Below are 24,663 nucleotides of genomic sequence, written 5' to 3'. Positions count from 1 at the left end.
AAAAATTACTTTAAAGACACCTATATACCCATGAAAGGTAGGCATTGCTCTTAAAGTAGTCCACGGCCAATATGATCTCGTTATCTAGTGCTTTTAGCGATGAAAAACATCGTTAAAGCGTCACGAAGCTGGGGATTTGATTAGATAGTGATGTTTTTCATCGTTAAAGTGAGGGAATAACCATGTTCGCCGCCAAATGGTCCAGATAGCGATGAAAAACATCGTTAAAGCGTCACGAAGCTGGGGATTTGATTAGTTAGTGATGTTTTTCATCGTTAAAGTGAGGGAATAACCATGTTCGCCGCCAAATGGTCCAGATAGTGATGAAAAACATCGTTAAAGCGCCACGAAGCTGGGGATTTGATCAGTTAGTGATGTTTTTCATCGCTAAGTAGAGGGAATAGTCCTATTCGCTGCCCAAATGGTCTTGATGGCCCAAATGGTCCAGATAGCGAGACTAGACGAAGTATTAGGACCGTATTATTCTAGTATGAAGAAGAAACAAACAGGAGGAATGAGAATGAGCAGTCGCATTTATGATGTGATCATTGCAGGAGCTGGAACGATGGGACTCAGTGCAGGGTATAGGTTGGCTGCAGGAGGCATGTCCGTACTGCTTATCGATGAGTTCGATCCTCCGCATGGAGAAGGAAGCCATCATGGTGATACCCGCATATTCAGACATGCCTACAGCGGTGAATCGATATATGTCCAGCTTGCGTTGAAAGCTGAGCAAGGGTGGAGGGAGCTGGAAGAAGAAACCGGACGATCGTTGTTCCGCCAGACCGGGGTGGTGAATCTGTACCCCGACAATGCTGCAACTTTAACTGGAAAACATACATTAGCCAAGCAGTATGGGCTTCCAGTTACCCTGATGAGCGCCAGCGATATTCGCAGCAAATGGCCGGGAATCCATATTCCAGATCATTATGCTGGATTGTTGGAGCATCGGGCTGGTGTGCTATCCAGCGAAGAATGCGTCCTTGCCTACCGGGAGTTGGCTGAAAGATCAGGCGCACAGCTTGTAACGGGCTCGAGGATTACTCATCTCGACATCCAGGACAAGGGAGTTGTGATGCATACTGCCGCAGGCAGCTATAAGGCAGAGCGCTTGCTGCTTACGGCAGGTGCCTGCTCGGCTGGCCTTCTCCCAAGCTTGCCAGTACAGCGCATACGCAAGACGATCGCCTGGTTTGCCGCGGATGAACGTTTATTTGGCGCTGCTGCATTTCCTGCTTTTAATTGTCATACGCCGCATGGAGAATATTATGGCTTTCCGAGCATAGATGGTTCGGGGCTGAAGATTGGCAGACATGATGGCGGAACCGCTGCTGAGCTTGGCAAGCCGCTTCTGCCATTTGGAATGGAGCCTGAGGATGAAGGCGATTTGCGCTCATTCCTCGAGCAATATATGCCGGGAGCCGCGGGCTCTCTGCTTCGGGGGCGGGTATGCCAGTATGAACGGACGCCAGATGAGCACTTTATTATTGACCGTCACAAGGAGCATCCTCATGTTTACATAGCGACAGGTTTCTCTGGCCATGGCTTCAAATTCGCAAGCGCAATCGGAACTGTTATGAGTGAGTGGATAATGAATGGAAGAACGGATGAGGATTTGTCTTTATTTTCGATGTCGAGATAGCTATTTTTATTTTTTGGCGATGATCACAAAGCGTTTAGCATTTGTCCTGATGCCTTTTTCCGTTTGATTTTCCGCAATAAATGTGTGCAGCAGGTCGAAATCATGTTCATATTGTCCAAATTTAGGAATAATCGGCGTGTGCTTCAGCAAAAAAATGAGATCCTCATAGGTTTCGTAAAATTCCGTCGTTACAAAATCGAATGAATGGATATCACTAAATCCGGCTTCAGTCAATTCCTTGATATATTTATTTTTTAGCGTGCCATCCGTTATACCGAAGTTTTGCCCTCTTTTGAATGCTTGTTTGATATTTAATTTATCATCTTCGCTAACCTGCTGAGTGAGAAAGACGCCTTGCGGCACTAACACCTTCGCTACTTGATTTGCACTAAAGTTAGATTGACGGCAAGAGACAACGTTGAAGAAATTCGCCGGGAAATCAAGATTTTCAGCGGCCATTTGTAAAAAACGTACATTCATTTTCTGGGATGTTGTTAAATTTCTGTTTGCGGTTTCGATCATTCCGCTTGAAATATCAATTCCGACTAGAAGCAATGCGGCCTCAGTTATATTCAATAGGGCTTCGCCGCCACCTGTACCAATATCGAGCAACAAATCCGACCGTTTACAGCTTTGAACGACTTCATCATAAAAGTTCCATGCAGTTCCTTCTGTGTGACACTTTACTTTGCTAAAGTCCCAACCGTTCATTTTTCCAACTGTATCATAAAAGTTTTTGTATGCGAATTCGTCCATTTTGGCTAACCACCTTTCAATTTTAATTATAATTGGAAATTATCCCCTTTTGCAATGCTTTACTTTATTTACGCAAAATTACTTCTGCAAACAGATTCAAATAGCACAAAAAAAGACCTACGCCCATTAGCTGCAAGTCTCTTATATGCTACTTTTCCTAAAGGCTCTGTGAAAGAACATTCATTGGGCCTTTTGATGACAAGTAACTTCGAACAATATTCCGTTAAGTGCCTTGAAATAAAGGGTGTAACCACCTCTAATCGTCCGCGGCTCCTCGTTCATATCCATACCTGCTTCTTTGAGACGATAGTACATGTTATCTACCTGATCTGTAGTATCTACAAAAAATCCAACATGAAATCCATCGGGATATACTGGAGTTCCTCCTCCAAATGCGCGTGGGTTGCTTAGTACGAGACTGAAGCCATGTCCATCACTCATGCTAGCAATAGAATCTGCTTTTTTATCTAACGTTTCGAAGCCAAAGAAATTTTGAAAGAAATGCTGTGCTTCAGATAAGTCATCGACACAAAGATTTAAGTGATTTAGTTTCATTTATTTATCTCCCATCATTTTGGTAGTTTGTTTGAATGTAATTGAACAATGTTCAATTCATGTGATCAACGTTAGATTAATTCATTGTGGTATAATTGTCAACAGAAAATAAGGGGAAGTGTTATAGATGGCTAGACGTCCAAAAACAGATACTGAACCGCATCTTGATCAAAAAAGAATTGTTTTAGCGGCGCTTGAACTTCTTGAAGAAGTTGGGCTTAAGCAGTTGACTATGAGGAAATTAGCAGAATCCTTAGGGGTACAGGTGGGGGCTTTATATTGGCATGTAAAAGATAAAGAGGAGCTGCTCAGCTTACTCGCAGATAAAATTAGTTCGGATATTATCTGGCATAACGGAGATATTTCCTGGAGAGAAGCACTTGTGGTCTGGGCGACTAATTTTAGAGTAGTCTTGTGCTCTTATCGGGATTCTGTTGAAATTTTTAATAGCAGCACAATCTCAACTGGTTATAATCGTCTTCAGCAAATTGAAGCCTTATTCGATGTTCTGGGCAAAGCAGGATTTAAGGATATTGAAATTCCTTGGATGGCTTCGATGATTAAAAGTTATATACTTGGATCTGTATCTGAAGAGGTACGGCTTCAAAAGATCTCTCAAGAAAGAGAGCAGACATTTGAAGAGCTTGGGAAGAATGTAAACGAAATATATCAAGCCCTGCCAGCGGCTGCTTTTCCTCATATGGCTCGCCTTGCTCCATACCTAACAAGTCCTGATTGGGAGCAAGAATTTAACTTTGGATTACGGGTGCTACTGGACGGATTTACTGCGAGATTGAGCCAAGAGTAATCGTTTCTGAATGCCCATATCAAGCAGCAGACTACTGAAATCTTTAAGCTTTACAAACGAACGTATGTGCGCTATTATGGATTTGGATAGTATTACCAATCGATATATACGGGAGGAATAGAGCATGTCTGAATGGACTACAGGGGCAGTGAATTTGCAAAGAACGGATATTTCTGGCTCGAAATTTCAAGAAGTGAATGCACAGCGGCTTTATTTTGATGATGTAAGTTTAGCTGGAACCCAAATAAACAACGCAGACTTACGAGACTTAAAGTTGGATGACGTTAATATGACCGGAGCGAAAATAACAAACGGTAATCTGAGCGATATCATTATTGAAAATGTTCAATTCACAGGTGCTCAGTTTCGCAATATTGATTGGCCCATTGAGAGTATGGATTCGAATTACAATGCTGAGCAAACATATAAACCGGTGGTTTTTGAAAATTGTAAATTAAAAAATAGTATCATTACTAAGTGTGACTTATCTAATATTTCGATTACTGATTGTGATATAACTGGATTGACGATAAATGGGATCGCGATTGATGAGCTGCTAAAAAATGTTGGGATTTCGTCCAAGCAACAACAACCCCGAATCAAAAATGCCCTTCAGGTGAGATTAGTATCAAATTTAGCCGAAGCCCATCAATATTATAGGGATATATTAGGGTTTTCAGTTGATGATTGGGGTCACGTCGAACGAGAAGGAGTAGGTTTCATACTTCAACAAGCAGAAAGTCTTGACGATATTCGTCCTAACGCTAAACCAACAAAACAAAACTTCCCTTATGACTGGCCCGGGCCTCCAGCAACTTGGGACACCTATGCATATTCCAATTTTGATGGAGTCCAGCAATTATACGAGGAGTTTGTATCTAAAGGAGCCGTTATAGCTTATGAGCCACAAATTGAAGATGTGGGAAATCATAAGTGGAAAGAATTTGCAGTTAGAGATTTAGATGGTTATGTAATCGTCTTCGGTGGCAGTAATTAAACTATAAGATATTTGGTATCGTTTACATAAAGAACCCATCCCCAAAGTAGGAGGTACAATAAGATGACAAATGTTCAAGAGAACGTAGAAAAAATATCTGGCCCAACCATGGTGCTGATTGTAGCCGATCTGCAAAAATCAATCGATTATTACGAGCAGATGCTTGGTTTTAAGCAGGAGAATATCGGTGGGCATATTCATATGAATCGGGGAACAACCACTTTCATATTGCATCCGGTTTCAAATCCTGCTGATGTAAAGCCGTATTCTTCATTAGAAGGTGGATTGTATTTTGATGCTTATTGTTATACGAATGAGGTCCGTTCTTTGTTGAAGGAATTTCAAGCAAAAGGAGTTAACTTCGTCAGAGATATAGATACGCTGCACTGGAATGAGCACTGGAACGAGTTTACCATTAAAGATGTGAATGGATATTGTATCACTTTCGGGGGATAAAGCAAATTGGAAGAAGGAATGGATTTTGAATTCTTCGACCCAAGCGGGAATATGTTAGTTGTACATGAACCGTACACTGGATAGAACAACAGGGCTGCTTTCATACATTTGTTCATTCTACACACCTTCTAAATATTTTACTAGAAAATGAGAGGGAGTTAAGATATGTTAGAGCAAAAGGCAAATGCCAAAGTTGGTTTGGGAAGTATAGCAACAGTTTATGTCCCGGTTACGGATTTTTTGAAATCCAAAAGGTGGTACGAAAACGTTCTGGGGTTAGAATGGGGAGGACATTGTTTTAAATTAGATTCTGGGCCTACTTTGTTCCTGGTTGAGACTAAAGGCCATGTGAAGCCTAAATTAAATTTTATTTCTAAAGATGATTATGAAATGTTCGTTATCACTTTCCAAACTATTAATATAGAACAATTCAATGGCTTTCATGAGAGATTAAAAGGTAGTGGGGTAGAAGTTGAGGAAGTTGAAAACAGAGGTTTATGCGGAAGCAACTTTAAGTTTTACGACCCGGATGGAAATAAATTTGATGTTTGGAATGGAGAATACCAGCATGAGGTCGATCCACAATGGCGAGACCCGGGAGAGTAATTCCTGAAAAATGTAATACTGATTCTTATGATGATTTCATGTGAAAATGGAACAATAAGGAGGTATTTAAATGAAACCACGAATTACGGTGATTACACTGGGTGTAGATGATCTGGAAAGATCTTTGGAATTCTACCGCGGCGGTCTTGGACTGCCAACACAAGGTATAATTGGTAAAGAATTTGAGCATGGCGCCGTTGCCTTTTTCGACTTACAAGCAGGCCTGCGGCTGGCAATTTGGAAGCGCAAAGATATCGCCCATGAGGCAAAAGTTGTTCAGACCGCATCAAGTCCAACAGAGTTTACAATTGGTCACAATGTAGGTAGTAAGGAAGAGGTCGACAAGGTAATGGAACAGGCAAAGAAGGCCGGTGCTGTTATAACTGACCCGGCGCATGATACCTTTTGGGGCGGATACTCGGGTCACTTCCAAGACCCTGATGGACATTTGTGGGAAGTAGTCTGGAATCCAGAGTGGGACATGGAAATTACGGAATAACTTCGATTTCAACTTGAACTTTGCACGATGAAAGGAGAAATCATAGTGGCAACCCTGAATCATATACCTGTTGTAAAGACAGAAATGCTTATTAGAAAACCGGTTAAAGATGTGTTTGAGGCTTTTATCGACCCTGAGATTACTTCGAAATTCTGGTTCACCAAAAGCAGCGGAAGATTGGAAACGGGAAAACGGGTCCAGTGGGATTGGGAGATGTACGGTGCTTCTACAGAAGTTAACGTAAAAGAGATCGAGGAAGACAAGCGAATCCTCATCGAGTTTGGTGACAACACTTTGGTCGAGTGGATTTTTACTTCTCGGGCGGAGAACGAAACTTTCGTCTCCATTATAAACTCGGGGTTTGAGGGAGATGGGGATGACACCGTAAAGCAAGCCCTAGATTCAACGGAAGGATTTACGATTGTTCTCTGCGGGCTAAAGGCGTTTCTTGAGCACAATATCGTATTGAATCTCGTATCGGACAAGGCTCCTGATGCCCACGTTAAACGCTAAGAATTATCTTTAGCTAAGCAAAAGTATAGCTGCTCTGCGCACTACAGGTCAAATAGGCGCGGCTCCATGAGCAACTTCGGTGAGCGAAAATAGTTAAATACCAAAACGGCAGTTAACCTTCTTGGGTTAGGACTGCCGTTTTTTGGAATAGGCTTGCCATTGGAGGAAATTTCGAGGGCAATTGATTCCAATGGATAAACTGGCCGAACTGCTCACAGAAGAAAGAAGAATACGAACAAGTTACCTTTTCATACCCTCTTTATAAAAAAGATTAGGTGTGATGCGTTGAAAATGGATAAAAACAGCCAAATGGTCGTGTACTTTATAAAAGGATCTACAATAAAAAAATTTGTAATCCTAGATATAATAGTTGGAACAGGCATTTATTATGTAGTTAAAATTATTTGTTCAAGTGTGTTAGCAGCATCTGTTGGCAGTATCATAGGGACAGAAGGAATTAAAAGGGCACCCAAAATTTTCAAAAAATATAAATGAAGTTGAGTATTAATGAAGCTGAGTTGCAAGAATGTTTAATTATATTTATAATTTTATATGTAAGCCGTTAGGGGGTGTTTAGAAATGGCAAATAAGATTCGATTGTCAGGTACTTCAGCATCCTCATGCAGAGCCTAGTTACAGAGGCGATACTTTGCATGGGGTGAACATCTAGTTAAGATCATATCGCCCAAAAGAGCTTATATCGTTTCTAATACTTGGCTTTGCACCTTATTTCCAATTTTTATCTAAAATAAGGGGCTGAGCATATTATGATCGAAACATTTATTAGAAACCATCAATATAACTTTATTAAAAAGCAGACAGGAATACTGCAGCTTGCTTGCAAGACAGTGTCCGACTCAAAAGTAGTGGAGGCAGTGAGGTATAGCACTGAATCGAAAGTCTTAGAATTATTTCAGAATGCTGCGGATACTCAAAAGCAACTATTAGTAAAAGCTTCTGCATTAAAGACAGATGAAGATTTTCAAAGCTATCTAAGTGGATTAGAACCCTATTTGGTGGAATTTCCACAAGTAACAGAAAAACAGCTTAAACAATTATTCCCCAAAAATAAAAAACTTAAGATACCTGATTTATCAAAGATAGATTACTCTCATATAACCTACCTTAGTTGGCTTGATATAGCTACGAACAAAATGTTCATTGTTTATAATTTGCAGGGTAAAGTCGTCGGTATCGAAGGCAAATATATCCCTACAAATAAGAAAAGCACATGTTTTTTATGTAATAAGCATGGGGAGACTGCATTATTCTCCGCTGTATCCAAATCAAGACCCGCTAATTCTTCTCCGGATTATTATAAAGCTGTCGGTAACTATATGTGCATTGCCAGCCATGAATGTAACAAGAGCATAACAGATATTACTTCCTTAGAAAGATTTATTCAGGAAGTCATAGGTTAAAAGGTGTTATATTCGATCTGCGATCCTTTGGGGGTACTTGGTACGTTCTCAAAGGATCTTTTTTTTACAGATTGAACATTGCAGCCCATTAAAGAGAAAGAATTGGAGGTAAAATCACCTCTCATATTTACAAATCTAAAAAAGTAGATATAATGATCTATATGGAACCTTCATTGATTTATAAAGCTTTGTCTAACGAGACGCGTTGTCAAATTATGTTATGGTTAAAAAATCCGGATGAATTCTTTGATGAACAGTCTTATTTACAACAAGGTCTCAATTTTCGGATTGGTGTATGTGTGGGAGATATTCAGACTAAAGCGGGACTTACACAGTCCGTTATCTCAAGCTATTTGTCGACTATGCAAAAAGCTGGTTTGCTGGAATCTGAGCGGATTGGGAAGTGGACGTACTATCGTCGGAACGAAAAAACCATACAGGAATTTTCCGAGTATATCCAAAAGACACTGTAAGATGAAAAGGAGGTCTTTTTTTTGTTTTTCATATCTAGATTTCTGTATATGTATATTTGATTGGAGGCTTATATTTAAAATGAAAAAGGTTAACCCTTTACTTATCTTTATTCTTGCTTTGGGCGTATTCGGAATTATTACAACGGAAATGGGTATTATAGGTGTTCTTCCTCAGGTAACTCAAAAATTTAATATATCAACTTCACAGGCCGGATGGCTTGTAAGTATATTTTCTTTAGTTGTTGCCATTTCAGGGCCCTTCCTGACATTACTCGCTTCCGGTATTAATCGTAAAGTTATTCTATTAACCGCTGTGCTTATTTTTGCCATTTCAAATATGGTTTATGCCTATACAACCAAGTTCGATGTGATGCTGGCTTTCCGTATTCTCCCTGCTATTTTTCATCCTGTCTTTTTTTCGGTGGCCCTTGTGACCGCAGCCAAACTTGTCCCTCCAGAAAAAAGAAGCAAAGCTGTCACAAAGGTGTTTGCCGGAATAACGATCGGGTTTGCTTTTGGCGTGCCATTGACTTCTTATCTCGCGGAAAAGATATCGTTAGAAGCTGCGTTCCTGTTTGGGGCTGTTGTAAGCATGATTGCTTTTATAGGGATACTAGCTTGGCTCCCTTCCATGCCTGTTAAAGAAAAAATGTCTTATGGCAAGCAGCTTGGTATATTACGCAAACCTCAATTATGGTTAAATATCTTGACTGTTATTTTCATCTTTGCAGCTATGTTTTCTGTATACAGCTACTTTGCTGAATATCTTGGACAAGTAACACATATGAACGGGTTATGGATAAGTATCATGTTGATGGTCTTTGGTGTGATCATGATTTTTGGGAATTTTTTATTTGGGGACTTTTTGCATAGAAGCATTACCAAGACTGTCATGATGTTTCCTCTGCTATACGCGGTAATTTACTTATTTGCTTATTATCTGGGTTCTTATTTGATCCCGATGGTTGTAATCGTATTGATTTGGGGAGCCGTACATTCCGGAGGTCTTATTGTCAGTCAAACCTTGTTAACTTCTGAAGCGAAAGAAGCTCCTGAATTCGGCAACAGCTTGTTTGTCTCATTTTCTAATCTTGGAATTACTGTAGGAGCTTCTGTCGGTGGCTGGTTTATTTCTCACTTGGGCCTACATCAGCTCATCTGGAGCGGAATTATGTTTGCACTACTTGCTTTCTTATTGATCATGATAAAAATAAAAAATATTAAATCGTCGTCATTTGTTTGATTATAAAACTCGGATTTACCACGGTGTGAGAAGTCAGGGGCTAGCCGCCTCCGCTTACTCGATTATCCGTTTCAATCTTCGGTCCTCTTTTTTTTCGAAAGACGGCAACAATGAGCAGCAGAAGAGGCAGAAGCAGGGCGATGGTAAATATGAATACTGGCAAAGTGATCTTATTAAACGTAGACAAATAGGTAGTGTTTGGCACTAAGAATATGGAGAATGGGATGATGAAAACGCCCAAAGGGATTGCCAAAACCTGATATTGGCTTAAACGTAACGTTTGTGCTATGCCCAAAGACAGAACATAATGCATGATGCTTAGTCTAAAAAAGATAGTAAGAAACCAGATAATGGCCATAATCGCTTCGATACGTTCCAGGAAGTCGCCTATGTTGATTCTTCTTGCTATTTCGTAGCTTGGAAAGCTACTCCGGGCCGCATGGTCGGCTCCGATCACAGAGATACCCACTACTGCAATGACTGTTAATATGACTCCAGCGAGAAGCACACCTATAAATAATGCTTTTCCAGCTTTCTCGATCCGGTTTACCGCAGGAAAAATCATAAGAAAAGTGACAGATCCTAAAAACGGAAAGGTGGAAAAGGCGATCGTAGCTTTCAGCACAGGAAAGAACCCTTCATCCAAGACGGGCTGCAAGTTGACCATTTTCATCTGAGGCGCTATTAGCAGAACCAAGATAATAATGAGCAGGACGATAAAAGGGAAGAATAGCTCTGCTGCGCGTGCCAAAGGCTCCAGCCCGAGCTTGACTCCCATCACGACAACGATCATAAAGAGGATGTGAACGGCTTGAATCGGAGTATCCTGCATGATTTGGGTCGTCATAAAATCCCCGATGTTACGAAGCGTTAATGCCGCGCTGACAAAAACATAAATGAGAAACAGCGCAATAGCCACTTTCCCCAGCCACCGGCCCAAAATCACTTCGCTATATTCGGCAAATGTCATGTTCGGAAATCGCTTTCCAAGCGCGATGTAAAGAGGAATAATAAGCAAGCTGAGACATACTGCGGCAATAGCCGCAATCCAAGCATCCTGTTTGGCCTTGGAGGCAAGAATCGAGGGAATGATCAGAATGGCGCTGCCGACCAAGTATAACGTAACGAGTATCGTAAATTGACGAACACTTATTTTTCCTTTTTCAAGCATCTCATGTCCCTCCTCTTCGGCGAAGAGCATGCACCCCTAGAAGCAACAAGGGCAAACCTACGCCAAATGTCATATCGAAATAAGGCCAATATGTCGTTGTTTGTCGATTAAAATACGTAATATTCGGGGAAAGCACAGTGGCGGAAGCGGCAATAATATAAGCCAATGGCAGGACGAGTGCCCGAAAATCTTTCAGTTTGAGTACTTGTGCAAGACCGAGTTGGAGAATATATACATAGACCGAGGTTTTTATGAATAATGTTAAGATCCACATGATGGCCATTATCGCTTCTAGCCTTTCTATAAACCGGCCGATGCTGATTTGTTTGGCGAGCGCATAGCTGGGATACATATTTCTAGACGTAAAATCAACGCCAAGCACAAGGATGGATAAAGCGATCATGACGACGAGAACGATTCCTCCAAGCAATGCCCCCGAAACAAAATATTTGCGAAGCTTTTCAGTCTTATTGACGTATGGGAAAATCATCAAAAACGCGACCAGCTCTATATAGGGGTTAGTGGCGGAGAAAAGGGACCCCCGTAAAATCGGCTTTATTCCTTCAGTCAGGATCGGCTGCAATTGTTTGGCATCCACCAGAGGAGTAAGAAACATGACTAGCCCAAGGAAAAGCAGTACAAACCAGGGGAGAAAGATTTCCCCGGCTCTAGCGACGGTTTCAAGTCCAAGCCGCAGGCCCATGACGATAACACCCAGAAACAATATATGGATAGCGTCGATGGGAGTTTCCGGCATGATCTGTGTAACCATAAAATCGCCGATTACTCTAACAAGTGCCGCAGCGTTATAGAAGAAATAAAGCAAAAAGAAGAGAGAGACGGCTGTTCCGATCCACGATCCCAATATTTTGGTATTGTATTCGATCAGGTTTAAACGAGGATACAGCCGGCCAACCGTTCCGATCAAATAAACGACAAGCAGTCCGACGATCAAGCCGACGATGCCGGACAGCCATGCATCCTGCTTCGCCTCCGATGCGGGGATGGCCGGCAAAATGAGGATCGAGTCGCCAACGGTTATAAGAGCGACCAGTATTGTAAATTGTCGAATGCTAATTCTACCGGTTTCCAACATCTGTTGCGAGACTCCCTTAGCTCAAAAGTTTCATTGCGGCATCGCTGATTGGCTTGTAAATCCATGTGAGCAAATCGAGTGGGTTTGGAATGGGCGCATGCATAACAAGCGCAAAGCTGAGTCCTGCACCCACCAGCAGCAGAATGGCAAATACCCACAGTTCCCTCACTAATTTTTTTTTCCAAAGTGTAGGAACCTCAAGCAGGGCGATTACGGCGGTTACTGCAAGTATCCCGCTAATTTTCCACATCCGGACAGCTCCTTTATTTTTTCATTTCTTCCAGATAGGAATTGTTCACGGTGCCAAGACGCCGGATCTTGAAATCGATATTCACGTTTACTGGGAGATTGGCGAACTGTTTATCCCATTTTTTAGCGAATTTTTTCCAGATTTTCGGTTCCGTACGCCGGAAGACTTCCCCAAATCCAAAAATATCCACTTTGTATTGTTTTTGCACCCTTTTGATTGCCGCTTCGATAAAATCCGTTATTATTTGCTCGGATATTGTTTCGAGCTCCTCGATCGATTTTGTTTTGGTCAGATCGATGCGGCATGCGACTTCTCCAACGTTGGCTTCCGTTCGAATGTTCACATCGATCGCGGGGCTGCCGTTGACTAGCTTTCCTTTTAGATTCGTTTTTGAACGAATGACCTCTAGTGAAACTCCGCCTCCATCCGGGCATGGTGCATACCCGACCGTGCTCTGTACATTATCGGTTATATAGTTATAAGCCTTGCTTTCGGTTTCACCTAACCAGCCGACCAGTTTATCGCCATTAAATACCGCTAACCCGACAGACTCAAAACGGCTTTTTTCTACGGCATTGTTGTTTTTGCCCTTTTCGATATCCCCTTTGATACCGGTCAATACAGGATGAATGCCTTCGCTGGTCAGGTCGGAAATCAGCTTGTCCAACGTGACTTTTACCGTGGGAGCCCAGGCTTTCTGCGAAGTTTCTAGGGAATCGAACATCCCGATTGACGGGATATTTTCCAGTGAAGTCATGATCGACAGAAGGTTTGCCGCTTCGCCCTCTCTCGCCAGCACGATGTAAAAATCGGTGCGAAACTCGTGATCCCGCGACATGTAATCGAGAACGTCCCCAATACCCTCTCTGGCCAGCGATTCGCCAATAATAACGACTCGTACATGGGACGAGTAAATCTTACGAGGACTTTCTTTTGTCATTTTACGAACCGCTTCAAAAATGGAAGATCCGGTAGCCTGATATAAGCTGACTGGTGAACGAATGCCGACTCCTTTTTGGGAAGCCGCCTCTCCCGGATTGACGACTTGTGCGGATACTTTATATTTGTCCCCTGCTTTGTCAATGCCAAGTCCGACGGTGATCGCGAGAGTGTTTAATTCCCTGCGGTTCCAGCATCCCGTAACGGTTACGAGCAGGACAGCGGATAGAAATAAGATGAACAGCTTTCGTACCATGAACATCCCCCTTTAATCAAGCTGTCGTCTGGATGCCATAGAACGGCTCTCATGTCCGGTTATCCGGCTTCGGAGACGTATTTCGCGCGCGTCTGAGGTTTTTCTGACTGATCAACTTGGGACGGGAGGACATTGCCCAATGAGGAAACCGGAAGACTGTATCCTTCAGATCGTCGACAACAATTGGAGCAAACGGGCTCATGTAAGGGACACCGAACGAACGCAAGCTGCACAAGTGCAGAACAAGCCCTATGACCCCGATGATAATCCCGAATAAGCCGAAAGAAGCGGCAAGACCCATTAAGGGGAATCGAAGCATGCGAGTCGCCATGGACATGTTGGAGGCAGGAAAAACAAAACCGGAAATCGCAGTAATCGAGACGACGATGACCATAGCAGCGGAAACGATGCCTGCTTCAACCGCTGCTTGCCCGATGACGAGCGTTCCGACGATCGATACCGCTTGCCCGATCGTCCTCGGCATCCGCAAACCGGCCTCCCGCAATATTTCGAAGGCTACCTCCATCATGAAAGCTTCAATAAAAGCGGGGAAGGGCACGCCTTCACGTTGAGCCGCCAAGCCGATCAAGAGCTGTGTCGGCAGCATTTCCTGATGAAACGTAGTGATGGCGATATATATCGACGGACCGAGGAGCGCGATTAAGAAGCCGAAGAAACGAAGGATGCGGATGAAACTGCTAATGTCGGCACGTTGAAAGTAATCTTCCATGGAATGAAAGAAAGAAATGAACAACGCAGGGACGATGAGTACAAACGGCGTCCCATCCACCAAAATGGCAATTTTCCCTTCAAGGAGCTCGGCCGCGATCACATCCGGACGTTCCGAATTGTAAATGGTCGGAAACGGCGTGTATGTTTCGTCCTGGATCAATTCCTCCACATAGCCGCTTTCAAGAATGCCGTCCATATCGATGCGATCAAGACGCTTGTGCACTTCTTCGACAATTTTGTCGTTGACGATGCCGTGAATATACATGACGGCTACTTTCGTTTTCGTCACTCTACCGATTTGTTTGCGTTCTAGCCATAGATTGGGATCTTTGATCTTTCTCCGGATTAATGCCGTATTCGTTTGCAAGTTTTCCGTAAAGCTTTCCCTCGGTCCGCGAACGACCGATTCGGTAGCGGGCTCGCTCACACTGCGGCTTTCCCAACCGCTCATGCCTATCATAAAACCTTGTGTATATCCATCCAATAAAAGGATGACATCGCCAGACAGGAGGGAAGTAAAAAGTGTGACAAACTCCGATACTTCCTGAATGTCTCCTACCGTTAAGATGCAGTCCTTCATGTCCTGTAATAGATTTGGACCCGTAAATTCAATGCCCGACATGAGCGTTTCCATGATATACTCATGAACAGATTTGGTATCGACAAGCCCTTCAGTATAAAAAAGGGCCGCTTGAAGCTGTCTCTCTGAGCCGATCCGAATTTCCCTGATCACGATATCGCCGCTGTTTCCGAGAACTTCTTTAATATGCTGAATATTTTCCTGCAGGCTGGCTTTTAGAAATTCGATTTGAACCAGCTGCGGGCTTTCAGCGTCATCATGTACAGGCAAGACATTAGCGTGAGCTTTTTTTCTGCTGAATTTCATGTCTCTGACCTTCTTCCAACCTAGGCTACCTAATTTTTTCTATTATATCCCAATTGTATGATTATAAACTTCAGGATGCAGATGTTAAGAATGAGCATACGGGAAGGAGAGTTTAGTTATAGCTATCCATTACTACGAGTTGAAAACCTTACTATGATATCATTAAAAAATAAGACTGTTGTGACTAGCAACGAAGTTGGATAAACGCTAATTTGAGGGAGTGTATTCTCAAATGAACCAAACGAATGAGATAGAGATCGATGTAACTCTAGTGAAAAGGCTGATCACTGCGCAATTTCCGCAATGGGCAGACCAACTTATCCAGCCGGTAGAATCAGCCGGGACGGACAACGCGATCTATCGGCTCGGAGAGGATATGGCCGTTCGATTACCGCGCGTTGAATGGGCCATTGAACAGGTCGAGAAGGAGCAGCAGTGGCTGCCGAGACTTGCACCACTGTTACCTCTTTCCATCCCGACCCCACTAGCGATGGGAATGCCCGCCGAGGGCTACCCTTGGCGCTGGTCCGTGTACCGGTGGCTCGAAGGCGAGAACGCAACCATCGGGCGAATCGACGATCTTCGCCAAGCCGCGACCGCACTGGCTCAATTCATAGCCTCCATGCAGCGGATCGATCCCGCTGGTGGGCCGTCCCCAGGCCCGCATAACTCTGGCCGGGGCGAGCCACTGGCAATGCGGGACGCTCCCGTCCGGAACGCAATTGCAGCCCTGAGCAGCTTGTTCGATACCGAGATGCTAACGGCTGCCTGGGAAGCAACCCTGCAAGCCCCAGTGTGGCAGGGCACAGCCGTATGGCTCCACGGAGACCTTCATCCGGGGAACCTGCTGGTTAATCAGGGACAACTAAGTGCTGTCATAGACTTCGGCACTCTTGGTATAGGTGATCCGGCATGTGATTTGATGGTCGCGTGGACGCTCTTATCCGCCGAAAGCCGTAATTTATTCCGCTCAGCACTAACGGTGGATGACGCCACATGGGCTCGAGGCCGCGGCTGGGCACTGTCATTCGGGCTAATCGCCTTCGCCTACTACTTAGATACGAACCCCATACTCGCCGCAATATCTCGACGGGCTATCGATGAAGTCCTTGCATAACACACGAATGGTGCATGACACGATGGCGAAAAAGATTTCATCATACAAGATCAAGGCCGCTGGTTATCATTAGAAATGGTCGCGGGCAGAAAATAGGAGCCAATGACGAACTATGGAAAACTTGAATTATAAATTAAATTTCGGCAAGTTATGCGCAGAATTCAATCTAGGACAATTAACAACTGAACCAGACCAAGTGTTTGGCGGTTTCCTTCATAGAATGTATCAACTGAAAACAGACAAAGGTGCTTACGCAGTGAAAGCTTTAAACCCGCAAATTATGCAGCGTACAACTGCCATGGACAACTTTATTTTTTCAGAGAAGGTCGCAAACATGGCTTACCAAAATAAAATAAACGCACTTCCGGCTATAGCATCAAAGGGAAGCTGTATACATGAAGTTGATGGTCAATATTATTTGCTGTTTCCATGGGTTCAAGGGAGGATATTACCTGCAGGGGTCATTGATATGGACTGTTGCAAAATGATGGGGGAAGTCCTTGCGAACATACACAATACTGATTTTTCTCAACTTATTGTAGATAATCAGAATGAAAACTTTTATTCAGCAGAAGTGGATTGGAGTGATTATGCCCACAAAGGAAAACATGAAAGCTTGGAATGGTCGTACTTGCTTTTAGATAGCTTAAATAAGGTATATCATTGGGAAAAATTAGCTCATTCATCAGCAAGATTGTTGAGCAACAATAAGGTTATCAGCCACGGGGATCTAGACCAAAAAAATGTGTTATGGGACGAAAATCAGGTTCCAATCATCATAGACTGGGAATCAGCAGGAGCGACCAACCCAACGTATGAACTGATTGATGTGGCATTGAACTGGTCAGGCTTTCCAACGGGCAATTTAAGCAAGGATGCTTTCTGCACGATAATAAGTGCATATAGGAATCATGGAGGAGTAATTTGCGATAACTTGCTTGATGTGCTGAACTATGGCTTTCAAGGAAAGTTAGATTGGTTAGCCTATAATATCAGACGATCTCTTAAACTGGAGTGTACGGATGACACGGAACAAAAGCTTGGAACAAGTGAAGCAATAAAAACATTACAAGCCATCCACGACTATGCTGATTTCATTCCAGTTGGTATAGAATGGTTATCGGACGGACTTTCCTTAGTTTCTCGCTAGTTTGTATTTATTACGACTTCCTTCAAATTCTGCACATTAAATAGACGAGCATATGCTCCGTCGTGCAACATTAATTCGTCATGCGTTCCTTTTTCTTTGATTTCACCATTTTCAATGAGCACAATTTGATCAGCATGAGTAATCGTCGATAATCGATGCGCGACAATTAAAGTTGTTCGATCCTTAGCCAATTTTTCCAGGGATTCTTGGATCAAATGCTCAGACTCTAAATCTAGCGCAGAGGTTGCTTCATCTAGCACTAATATCCTTGGGTCTTTAAGAAACACTCTCGCAATAGCAATTCTTTGTTTTTGTCCTCCAGAAAGTTTGACCCCTCGTTCACCGATTTCAGTCTCGTATCCATTAGGTAAGCTCAAAATAAACTCATGTGCATTGGCAGCTTGTGCTGCTTGAATGATTTCATCTTCTGTGGCCTTAGGTCTACCGAACAGAATATTGTCGCGGACACTTCCACTAAATAAAATATTATCTTGCAGAACCATTCCGATCTGACTTCGCAAGCTTTGTATTGTTATATCTTTAATATCGATATTATCCAGCAGTATACGACCTTGTTGTATATCATAGAATCGTGGAAGTAAACTGATTAATGAGGATTTACCTCCGCCGCTCATTCCAACGAATGCAATGGTTTCTCCTGGTTGGATGCTCAATTGAATTTTATTCAACACCCAATCTGTTGTGGATTGATAGCGGAAAAATACTTGATCAAAAACAATCTTGCCTCTTACATTATCAACTGGCATTGCTTGAGGTGAGTCTGAAATGTCATAGGGTTCGTTCATAAATTCAACAACTCGCTCTAAAGAAGCACTCGCTTGAGTAAGCTCAGTGGAAGAATTGACTAAACGACGTAGTGGCGTATACATCCGGTCCAAGTAGGCAAAAAATGCTACAAAAGTACCTAGTGTAAGATTACCGTTAATAACTTGATATCCTCCATAAAATAAAACCAATAGAGGGGCAATATCCGTTAAGGTATTTATAATACCATTCGTCAACGCATTCCATTTTGTTAAAGCAATCGCTTTTTGAAGAAAATGATTATTTTTTTTGTCAAAATTACGTTTCTCCACTTCCTCTAGCGTGAAACTCTTAATGACAGAGATTCCATTCACTCGTTCAAACATATATCCTTGCATGTCCCCTAAGGCTTGAGATCTAGATTTAGAGAAAGAATGCAACTTCTTATACATCTTTTTGACAGCCAAAGCATAAAAAGGGAAGATTGCAATTGAAATCAATGTCAATTTATAATCCATATTAAACATAAATCCAATGGCAATGGAAAGTGTAAATAAATCAAGCCAAACATTCATCATTCCTGTTTCAACTAGGCTTTTCGTTTGATCAGCGTCATTAATCATGCGGGAAATTATTTCTCCGGTTTTATGATTTTGATAATACTTTAATGAAAGCTTTTGGATATGACCATACAGATGATTGCGTAGATCATAAAGAATTCGGCTAGTTATCAATTGAGCAAAATATTGTCTGGCATATTCAATCGGTGCTCTAATAAATACGAATAATGCAAATGCACCAAGCATAACGTATATCAGCTTTTCAGTCTTTTCGACTATTGGAAGCGAGCTAAGTAGCAAATCGTCAACCACATACTTCATAATAATCGGTAGTGTCATGGGAATCCCAAATTTGACCATACCAATCAAAAGAGTAATCAAAATTAATTTCCAATAAGGTTTTACAAATACCAAATAGGCTTTATAGCTTGACATGATATGCTCCTTAAGTGGTTATCACGATGAATTGATATAATTGTCATTATATCCCCCATGGGGGGATATGGTCAATCGTTTATCCGAAATGTAAATTATGGGCTCATGAAATTATGTTGCCAATGTACCGATATGCAGTGACTTTAGGTAAATACATCACTTGAAGATAACATGATGGAAATAAATAACCACCCTCTGTAATTATTGTGAGAGTGGTTATTTCGCGATTGCAAAATCCCCCCCTGGGGGATATTATAGAAAAGTGAATGAATTCGATTTTAAGAAAAGAAAGGATGTTCTCCATGACTAAAGATCAAGGGAATGAACACGGTCATGAACATAATCATGAACATAATCATGACCACACACATGAGCATAAGCATCGTAAGCAAATCGTAAATCGGTTAGCCCGCATTGAGGGTCACTTAAGAGCTACTAAGGAAATGACTGCAGCAGGACGTGATTGTTCCGAAATTCTTCTGCAAATCGCTGCTGTTCAAAAGGCCTTGGACAGTGCTGCTAAGCTACTGCTCAAAGATCATCTTGAAAGTTGTGTAGTTGATGCAATCATAAATGGAAATCAGGAACAAGTGCTAACTGATTTAAATAAAGCACTAAATAATTACATCAGGTAAGGGAGGAGTAGTCATGTAAAGCGATAGCTCGGCAATCCACTTGGATATCATCTATACTAATTCGGGGGACCGGCCTGCTTTTGAACTCCCACTTGATCTTGGATCTTTCTATTGTATTGTGCTTGGTATCAGAAAAAGAGCATCCGAGATGGACACTCTAAAAGGAAATGTATTAGAATTTTTAAAAGTCTTCGTCAGCAAAAAAGGAAAAGAAGTTCAATGGAATCTACCAGGTCTTATGACATGATTACGTCGCGTGAGAGTCGATACTTTTTTGTTGATTGGGTGGAATTTTTTGCGGCTCTGTGTTTGGCTCTGAGCTCGAATCTGAACTCGGCTTTGAGCTCCACAGGAACAAGAGAATGCCGGGCAGAATAATGCTGGCACCAACAATTTGTCGAAGGTTCAGGGCGGTACCAAACACAAGAAAAGCTACTAAGCAGGTAGCAATGGGTCCTCCCAGCATGCTCATGGAAATCGTCGAAGTGTTGATCCACTTGAGTAACCAGTTCATAATCGTTTGGCCGAGCAACGTAGGCACCAGCACCAAGCCGACTATCCACAGCCAATTGGTTGCGGGAAAGCTGGTCAGAGAGAAATTCATCATAAGTGAATAGCCAAACAGGAACATGCTGCATGAAAAATATACGATAGAGGTATACACGGTTAATGAGACTTCTTTACGGACGTGTTGACCACAGAGAAAATAAGCAGTAATTCCTATGGTAGCGAGCAAAACGAGAATATCCCCCAAGATTGCTGTGCCTCCGGCCTGAAAATCACCCCAGCCAATAATACAGCTCCCCAGAATGGCTATACAGCCTCCAGCGATGGCTTTGCCTTTTAATTTTTCCCTATACAATAAATACCCGCCGATAATGGCGAACAAAGGCTGGAAGGCACTTAGAGCAGATACGCTGGCAATGGAAGTCAATCGTACAGATTGAAATAACAACCCGTAATGAGCAGCTAGAAAAAAGCCGGAACAAATACATAACGACCATTGTTTTTTATCCAGCTTCGTTACTTCACGCCAAACCTCTTTCCCAAAAAACAGCATAGGCAGCAAGAGGATAAAGGATATAAGCATGCGGTATGCGGCGATAACAGATGTCGGTGCCGTAGTCAGCATGACCAGAACAGGACTAGTGGACATAGCCAACACAGCAATAACCAAGCCCAAATAAGGGATTACGGAATGAGTACGATTCAAGCGTGAGGACCTCCTACGAGTAGAACTTCTGGTAAAGATGACGCATAACCCATACTTGCTTCCATAAAATAGGTGACGTAAGCCCTATACAAGTATATGACTAGTAACCACCCAATTCAAGTGTAAATATACACTGCAGATAACGTATGTTAAATAAATGTATTGACAGCACTAATGATAAATATTACAATTAGCGGCGTGGTGTTGCTCAATACATTTGGGGAGGTAAACAATTTTTTATAGTGATGTATATGATCTCGAGCTTTTAGCTCTGGAAGAATTTTTTTGCTACACAATACGTAATTATTACTATTTAACAAAGAGTGGGAGCTGTATAACATGAATGGGAAACGTATGACATGGATCATGCTGCTTTTGGCAGCATTGCTGGTAATGTCGGCTTGCGGGAAGACAGTGGAAAAGACTGCGGATAATAGTTCAAGTCCGGGCAGCAGCATGAATGCGAGCAGCAGTCCGGCAGCAGATGGATCAACTGGATCAACTGAATCGCAACTAAAGCCTGAGGCCAAGGAATTTGAGCCTATAACCGTTAGTGATGCTACTGGAGCCAAGCTTGAGTTTACAAAAAAAGTGGAAAAAGTAGCTTGTGTCGTTTCGTTATGTGTAGACATCCTGGCTGAGCTTGGGCTTGAGCCAGTTGCTATTGGAGAAAGCGGCGTTAGAACGATAGCCACGCAGCAGGAGTTTTATGGAAGCAAGGGAGAGGCATTCGCTTCGATTGGGGGCAGCTTTTTCGAACCAAGTCTGGAGGATATTGTATCGGTTAAGCCGGATCTTGTCATTGGCTTGAAATCAGCTCATGACGGGCTGCGTGACGGATTGAAGGGAGCAGCTCCGATTTATTTGGCTAATCCGAAAAGCTACACAGAATCGGTTGAAGTGCTGGAGACGATAGGCAAGCTGACCGGCAGATCGGCAGAAGCGGAGGCAGCCAAGCATAAATTCCTGGATAAGCTGGCTCAGGCGAAGGAAAAATCCCCTAAGGACAAAAAGGCGCTTATTATGTTCGGTTCGGACGTTAACTTTGCCATCGTGGCGGATACGGGGCTTGGAGGCACATTGTTGAAAGAAGTAACCCTTTATCCTTGGAAGGTTACAGATCCATCCACTGATCCCTATGGTGATGGAGGCATTCAGTATTCACTGGAGAAGGTGCTTGAAGAGAATCCGGACGTTCTGTTCGTTGAAAGCTACTCCTATAGTCCAGGTACGAAGCCGCTTTCCGAGCAGCTTGCCGCATCGCCGCTGTGGAGTAAGCTGAAGGCGGTTCAAAACAAGCAGGTCTATGAAGTGCGGTCTCCAATATGGGGAGATGGCAGAGGCACAAGATCGCTTGGCGTTATGCTCGATGAGTCTATGAAGCTTACATATCCGGATAAGTTCTAGGAGGCAGAAGCTTATGCTGAATCAGCCTCATTCGCCACGAATCGGGAGAAGATCGATACTTCTTCCGATTTTTGTTTTGGTAATCATTTTAGCATTAGTAGCTATGATAGGTATGAAAACGGGCTCGCCGGCAATGTCATGGAAGGAGCTGATCCATGTTCTTTTTACGAGTGGAGGTGAAGAGCTTAAGCGGATTGTCATCTGGGAAATTCGTATCCCCCGAATCGTACTCGGTTTGCTGGTTGGCGCTTTGCTGGGTACGGCAGGCACTTTAATGCAGGGAGCGATGAACAACAAGCTGGCGGGACCTGAGCTGCTTGGTGTATCGGCGGGTGCTTCGCTTGGAATGGCTGTTATTACGGTGCTGCATATACCACTATCTTTTCACCTTCATCCCTTAGTCGCGTTGATTGGAGGTCTAGTGGGAGGACTTTTTGTTGTGCTTGCTGCCAGAGGCAGTCACGGAGCTGCGGCTATGTTGCTTATCGGAATGTCGATGTCTGCTATTTTGAACGGGCTGCTGATTATTCTGATCGCCATGGGCACGAGCAATGATGTGAACTTACTTTATACTTATTTACTCGGCTCATTAGCCAATCGGACTTGGGAGCATGTCTTTCGCATTGTACCATGGGCGCTAATAGCTCTACCAGTGGCTTTTACTTTTGCACGTTCAATCAATCTGCTGCAGCTTGGCGATGAAGCCGCCTCAGGTCTAGGAGTGAAGGTAGCGCGTACGCGCCTTTTTATACTTATCGTATGTACAGCGCTTGTCGCTATTACAGTAGCCCAGTGTGGACCAATCGGGTATATTGCCCTGCTGTCACCTCATTTGGTCAGACTTATTTTAGGAGCGCTCGATGCTCGCCTTGTACTTCCTTTGTCTGCTTTATGCGGGGGTGTGCTGCTTGCTGCGGCTGATATGGTTGCCCGACTGCTGCTTTATCCTCAGGAAATTCCTGTTGGCGTCTGGACGACTTTGCTTGGCGGCATTTGTTTGATGATCCTTTTTCTTAAGCGTCGGGGAGGTGGCCTGCATGTTCAAAAGTAAGCGCGCAATAGCGGGTATCCTTATCGGGCTGCTTCTGGGCATTGCTGGTCTGCTCATTCTGCATATTGCGCTAGGTAAAGTCATGCTGTCGCCTGAGGAAGTTGTCAAAGCGCTGCTCCACAAGGAAATGGACCCTGTACACCGTCATATTGTCTGGAATTTAAGGCTGCCCCGTGTGCTTGTTGCGATAGCTGCTGGTCTTATGCTCGGAATGGCAGGAGCCATTTTACAAGTGATTATGCGCAACCCGCTTGTAGAGCCGGGCTTGATCGGCGCTTCGGCTGGATGTATTTTATTCGCAGTGCTATGGATGACATATGCCCCAAAAGCTGCTGCCAATCCGGCCTTGCTGCCATTTATTGCTCTTATTGGCGGTATTTCAGCCGTTGTTGCTGTTTACGGTATTACCGGAAGCCGCGGTGGGGGGAGTGCCAAGCTTGTGCTTGTCGGAGTCATCATGACAGCGGTTTTGCAATCGGCGACCTCCTTGATTTTGCTTAAAAATCAGCAGGGACTCGCAGCAGTATTTCTGTGGACCTTTGGTTCGTTGAACGGCCGGGTGTGGATACAGTGGAATGCTCTATGGCCTTGGGCGCTTGTCGGAATCCCACTAGCTATGGCCTATGCACGTAAGGCAGGTTTGCTGCAGCTTGGTGATGAGATAGCTACAGGGGTGGGGCTTTCCGTCCATAGAACCCGGCTCATTCTACTTATTATTGCTGCTGTACTGACGGCTGCTTCAGTCTCCGTAGTTGGAGCCATTGGATTTATAGGTTTAATCGGACCTCATATTGCCGCCCTTCTCGTAGGGAGAAATCCGCTTTATTTATTTCCCGTAAGCGCATTGCTGGCTTCTGTTTTATTGGTTGCGGCCGACTGGGTCGGTCAAAGTGTAACGCTGTATGTGCCCATTCCTGGTATGGAAAATCACCTGACAAGCTTACCGGTTGGAGCCGTAACTACGCTGATGGGTGCTCCTTTCTTTCTGTACCTGCTGCGTAAAACCTTAATCAAGAGATAGCGGGGGTGTG

At 43.3% G+C, this 24,663-nt stretch carries 26 protein-coding genes; 17 read left to right on the top strand and 9 right to left on the bottom strand.

The window, feature by feature from the left end; translation table 11 throughout:
- Positions 1–520 precede the first annotated feature (520 nt).
- Positions 521–1,642 (top strand): N-methyl-L-tryptophan oxidase, encoded by a 1,122-nt coding sequence (solA, locus tag J2Z66_RS18615; protein ID WP_209973054.1) that lies wholly within the window; start codon positions 521–523, stop codon positions 1,640–1,642.
- Positions 1,643–1,648: 6 nt separating this feature from the next.
- Here solA and J2Z66_RS18610 read toward each other — a convergent pair whose 3' ends face one another.
- Both J2Z66_RS18610 and J2Z66_RS18605 read right to left on the bottom strand, forming a co-directional pair.
- Positions 1,649–2,398, bottom strand: coding sequence for a class I SAM-dependent methyltransferase (locus J2Z66_RS18610; RefSeq protein WP_209973052.1), 750 nt, complete (start codon positions 2,396–2,398; stop codon positions 1,649–1,651).
- Between the two features lie 180 nt (positions 2,399–2,578).
- Positions 2,579–2,953: a VOC family protein gene (locus tag J2Z66_RS18605; RefSeq protein ID WP_209973050.1), complete on the bottom strand. Its 375-nt coding sequence runs from the start codon at positions 2,951–2,953 to the stop codon at positions 2,579–2,581.
- A 127-nt stretch (positions 2,954–3,080) separates the two neighbouring features.
- Here J2Z66_RS18605 and J2Z66_RS18600 point away from each other — a divergent pair, with 127 nt between their 5' ends.
- The 10 genes from J2Z66_RS18600 (at position 3,081) to J2Z66_RS18555 (ending at position 9,969) form a co-directional block, all read left to right on the top strand.
- Positions 3,081–3,761: a TetR/AcrR family transcriptional regulator C-terminal domain-containing protein gene (locus J2Z66_RS18600; RefSeq protein ID WP_209973049.1), complete on the top strand. Its 681-nt coding sequence runs from the start codon at positions 3,081–3,083 to the stop codon at positions 3,759–3,761.
- A gap of 124 nt (positions 3,762–3,885) precedes the next feature.
- Positions 3,886–4,758: a pentapeptide repeat-containing protein gene (locus J2Z66_RS18595; RefSeq protein ID WP_209973046.1), complete on the top strand. Its 873-nt coding sequence runs from the start codon at positions 3,886–3,888 to the stop codon at positions 4,756–4,758.
- Between the two features lie 63 nt (positions 4,759–4,821).
- Positions 4,822–5,214, top strand: coding sequence for a VOC family protein (locus J2Z66_RS18590; RefSeq protein WP_209973044.1), 393 nt, complete (start codon positions 4,822–4,824; stop codon positions 5,212–5,214).
- A 165-nt stretch (positions 5,215–5,379) separates the two neighbouring features.
- Positions 5,380–5,820: a VOC family protein gene (locus J2Z66_RS18585; protein ID WP_209973042.1), complete on the top strand. Its 441-nt coding sequence runs from the start codon at positions 5,380–5,382 to the stop codon at positions 5,818–5,820.
- A 70-nt stretch (positions 5,821–5,890) separates the two neighbouring features.
- Positions 5,891–6,319, top strand: coding sequence for a VOC family protein (locus J2Z66_RS18580; RefSeq protein WP_209973040.1), 429 nt, complete (start codon positions 5,891–5,893; stop codon positions 6,317–6,319).
- 27 nt (positions 6,320–6,346) lie between these two features.
- Positions 6,347–6,832 carry an SRPBCC family protein gene (locus J2Z66_RS18575; RefSeq protein ID WP_209973031.1) on the top strand — a complete coding sequence of 162 codons (486 nt, stop codon included), beginning with the start codon at positions 6,347–6,349 and terminating at the stop codon, positions 6,830–6,832.
- Between the two features lie 291 nt (positions 6,833–7,123).
- Positions 7,124–7,327, top strand: a complete 204-nt coding sequence (locus tag J2Z66_RS18570) for a hypothetical protein (RefSeq protein ID WP_376774435.1) — start codon at positions 7,124–7,126, stop codon at positions 7,325–7,327.
- A gap of 272 nt (positions 7,328–7,599) precedes the next feature.
- Positions 7,600–8,253, top strand: a complete 654-nt coding sequence (locus tag J2Z66_RS18565) for a FusB/FusC family EF-G-binding protein (RefSeq protein WP_209973028.1) — start codon at positions 7,600–7,602, stop codon at positions 8,251–8,253.
- Between the two features lie 161 nt (positions 8,254–8,414).
- Positions 8,415–8,726 carry an ArsR/SmtB family transcription factor gene (locus J2Z66_RS18560; protein ID WP_209973134.1) on the top strand — a complete coding sequence of 104 codons (312 nt, stop codon included), beginning with the start codon at positions 8,415–8,417 and terminating at the stop codon, positions 8,724–8,726.
- 79 nt (positions 8,727–8,805) lie between these two features.
- Positions 8,806–9,969, top strand: a complete 1,164-nt coding sequence (locus J2Z66_RS18555; RefSeq protein ID WP_209973025.1) for an MFS transporter — start codon at positions 8,806–8,808, stop codon at positions 9,967–9,969.
- Positions 9,970–10,009: 40 nt separating this feature from the next.
- On the opposite strand, the gene J2Z66_RS18550 is transcribed toward J2Z66_RS18555, so the two are convergent.
- The 5 genes from J2Z66_RS18550 to J2Z66_RS18530 are packed head-to-tail and all read right to left on the bottom strand — an operon-like array spanning position 10,010 to position 15,299.
- Positions 10,010–11,140 carry a GerAB/ArcD/ProY family transporter gene (locus tag J2Z66_RS18550; protein ID WP_209973023.1) on the bottom strand — a complete coding sequence of 377 codons (1,131 nt, stop codon included), beginning with the start codon at positions 11,138–11,140 and terminating at the stop codon, positions 10,010–10,012.
- A gap of 1 nt (position 11,141) precedes the next feature.
- On the bottom strand, positions 11,142–12,236 hold the full coding sequence (locus J2Z66_RS18545) for a GerAB/ArcD/ProY family transporter (protein ID WP_209973022.1): 1,095 nt from the start codon (positions 12,234–12,236) through the stop codon (positions 11,142–11,144).
- 16 nt (positions 12,237–12,252) lie between these two features.
- Positions 12,253–12,486 carry a hypothetical protein gene (locus J2Z66_RS18540; RefSeq protein ID WP_209973020.1) on the bottom strand — a complete coding sequence of 78 codons (234 nt, stop codon included), beginning with the start codon at positions 12,484–12,486 and terminating at the stop codon, positions 12,253–12,255.
- Between the two features lie 13 nt (positions 12,487–12,499).
- Positions 12,500–13,681: a Ger(x)C family spore germination protein gene (locus J2Z66_RS18535; RefSeq protein ID WP_209973012.1), complete on the bottom strand. Its 1,182-nt coding sequence runs from the start codon at positions 13,679–13,681 to the stop codon at positions 12,500–12,502.
- Positions 13,682–13,730: 49 nt separating this feature from the next.
- Positions 13,731–15,299: a spore germination protein gene (locus tag J2Z66_RS18530; protein WP_209973010.1), complete on the bottom strand. Its 1,569-nt coding sequence runs from the start codon at positions 15,297–15,299 to the stop codon at positions 13,731–13,733.
- A 232-nt stretch (positions 15,300–15,531) separates the two neighbouring features.
- Here J2Z66_RS18530 and J2Z66_RS18525 point away from each other — a divergent pair, with 232 nt between their 5' ends.
- Both J2Z66_RS18525 and J2Z66_RS18520 read left to right on the top strand, forming a co-directional pair.
- Positions 15,532–16,416 (top strand): aminoglycoside phosphotransferase family protein, encoded by an 885-nt coding sequence (locus tag J2Z66_RS18525; RefSeq protein WP_209973008.1) that lies wholly within the window; start codon positions 15,532–15,534, stop codon positions 16,414–16,416.
- 112 nt (positions 16,417–16,528) lie between these two features.
- Positions 16,529–17,566 (top strand): aminoglycoside phosphotransferase family protein, encoded by a 1,038-nt coding sequence (locus tag J2Z66_RS18520; protein WP_209973005.1) that lies wholly within the window; start codon positions 16,529–16,531, stop codon positions 17,564–17,566.
- Here J2Z66_RS18520 and J2Z66_RS18515 read toward each other — a convergent pair.
- Positions 17,563–19,326 carry an ABC transporter ATP-binding protein gene (locus J2Z66_RS18515; protein ID WP_209973003.1) on the bottom strand — a complete coding sequence of 588 codons (1,764 nt, stop codon included), beginning with the start codon at positions 19,324–19,326 and terminating at the stop codon, positions 17,563–17,565. The genes J2Z66_RS18520 and J2Z66_RS18515 overlap by 4 nt on opposite strands.
- Positions 19,327–19,628: 302 nt before the next feature.
- Between J2Z66_RS18515 and J2Z66_RS18510 the strand changes: the two genes are divergently transcribed.
- Positions 19,629–19,961, top strand: coding sequence for a metal-sensing transcriptional repressor (locus J2Z66_RS18510; RefSeq protein WP_209973001.1), 333 nt, complete (start codon positions 19,629–19,631; stop codon positions 19,959–19,961).
- Between the two features lie 247 nt (positions 19,962–20,208).
- On the opposite strand, the gene J2Z66_RS18505 is transcribed toward J2Z66_RS18510, so the two are convergent.
- Positions 20,209–21,174 carry a DMT family transporter gene (locus tag J2Z66_RS18505; RefSeq protein WP_209972999.1) on the bottom strand — a complete coding sequence of 322 codons (966 nt, stop codon included), beginning with the start codon at positions 21,172–21,174 and terminating at the stop codon, positions 20,209–20,211.
- A 339-nt stretch (positions 21,175–21,513) separates the two neighbouring features.
- Here J2Z66_RS18505 and J2Z66_RS18500 point away from each other — a divergent pair, with 339 nt between their 5' ends.
- The 3 genes from J2Z66_RS18500 to J2Z66_RS18490 are packed head-to-tail and all read left to right on the top strand — an operon-like array spanning position 21,514 to position 24,653.
- Positions 21,514–22,581: an ABC transporter substrate-binding protein gene (locus tag J2Z66_RS18500; protein ID WP_209972997.1), complete on the top strand. Its 1,068-nt coding sequence runs from the start codon at positions 21,514–21,516 to the stop codon at positions 22,579–22,581.
- A 13-nt stretch (positions 22,582–22,594) separates the two neighbouring features.
- Complete coding sequence (locus J2Z66_RS18495; protein WP_209972994.1) at positions 22,595–23,632, top strand: FecCD family ABC transporter permease; 1,038 nt, start codon at positions 22,595–22,597, stop codon at positions 23,630–23,632.
- A complete protein-coding gene (locus J2Z66_RS18490; RefSeq protein WP_209972992.1) occupies positions 23,619–24,653 on the top strand; it encodes a FecCD family ABC transporter permease in 1,035 nt (344 codons plus the stop codon). The genes J2Z66_RS18495 and J2Z66_RS18490 overlap by 14 nt, the downstream gene beginning before the upstream one ends.
- The last annotated feature ends 10 nt before the right edge of the window (positions 24,654–24,663 follow it).

This window comes from Paenibacillus eucommiae (assembly GCF_017874215.1).
GTDB lineage: Bacteria > Bacillota > Bacilli > Paenibacillales > NBRC-103111 > Paenibacillus_AI > Paenibacillus_AI eucommiae.
Note: the sequence above shows the minus strand (reverse complement) of the source record. Positions and strands in the feature narration are given on the sequence as shown.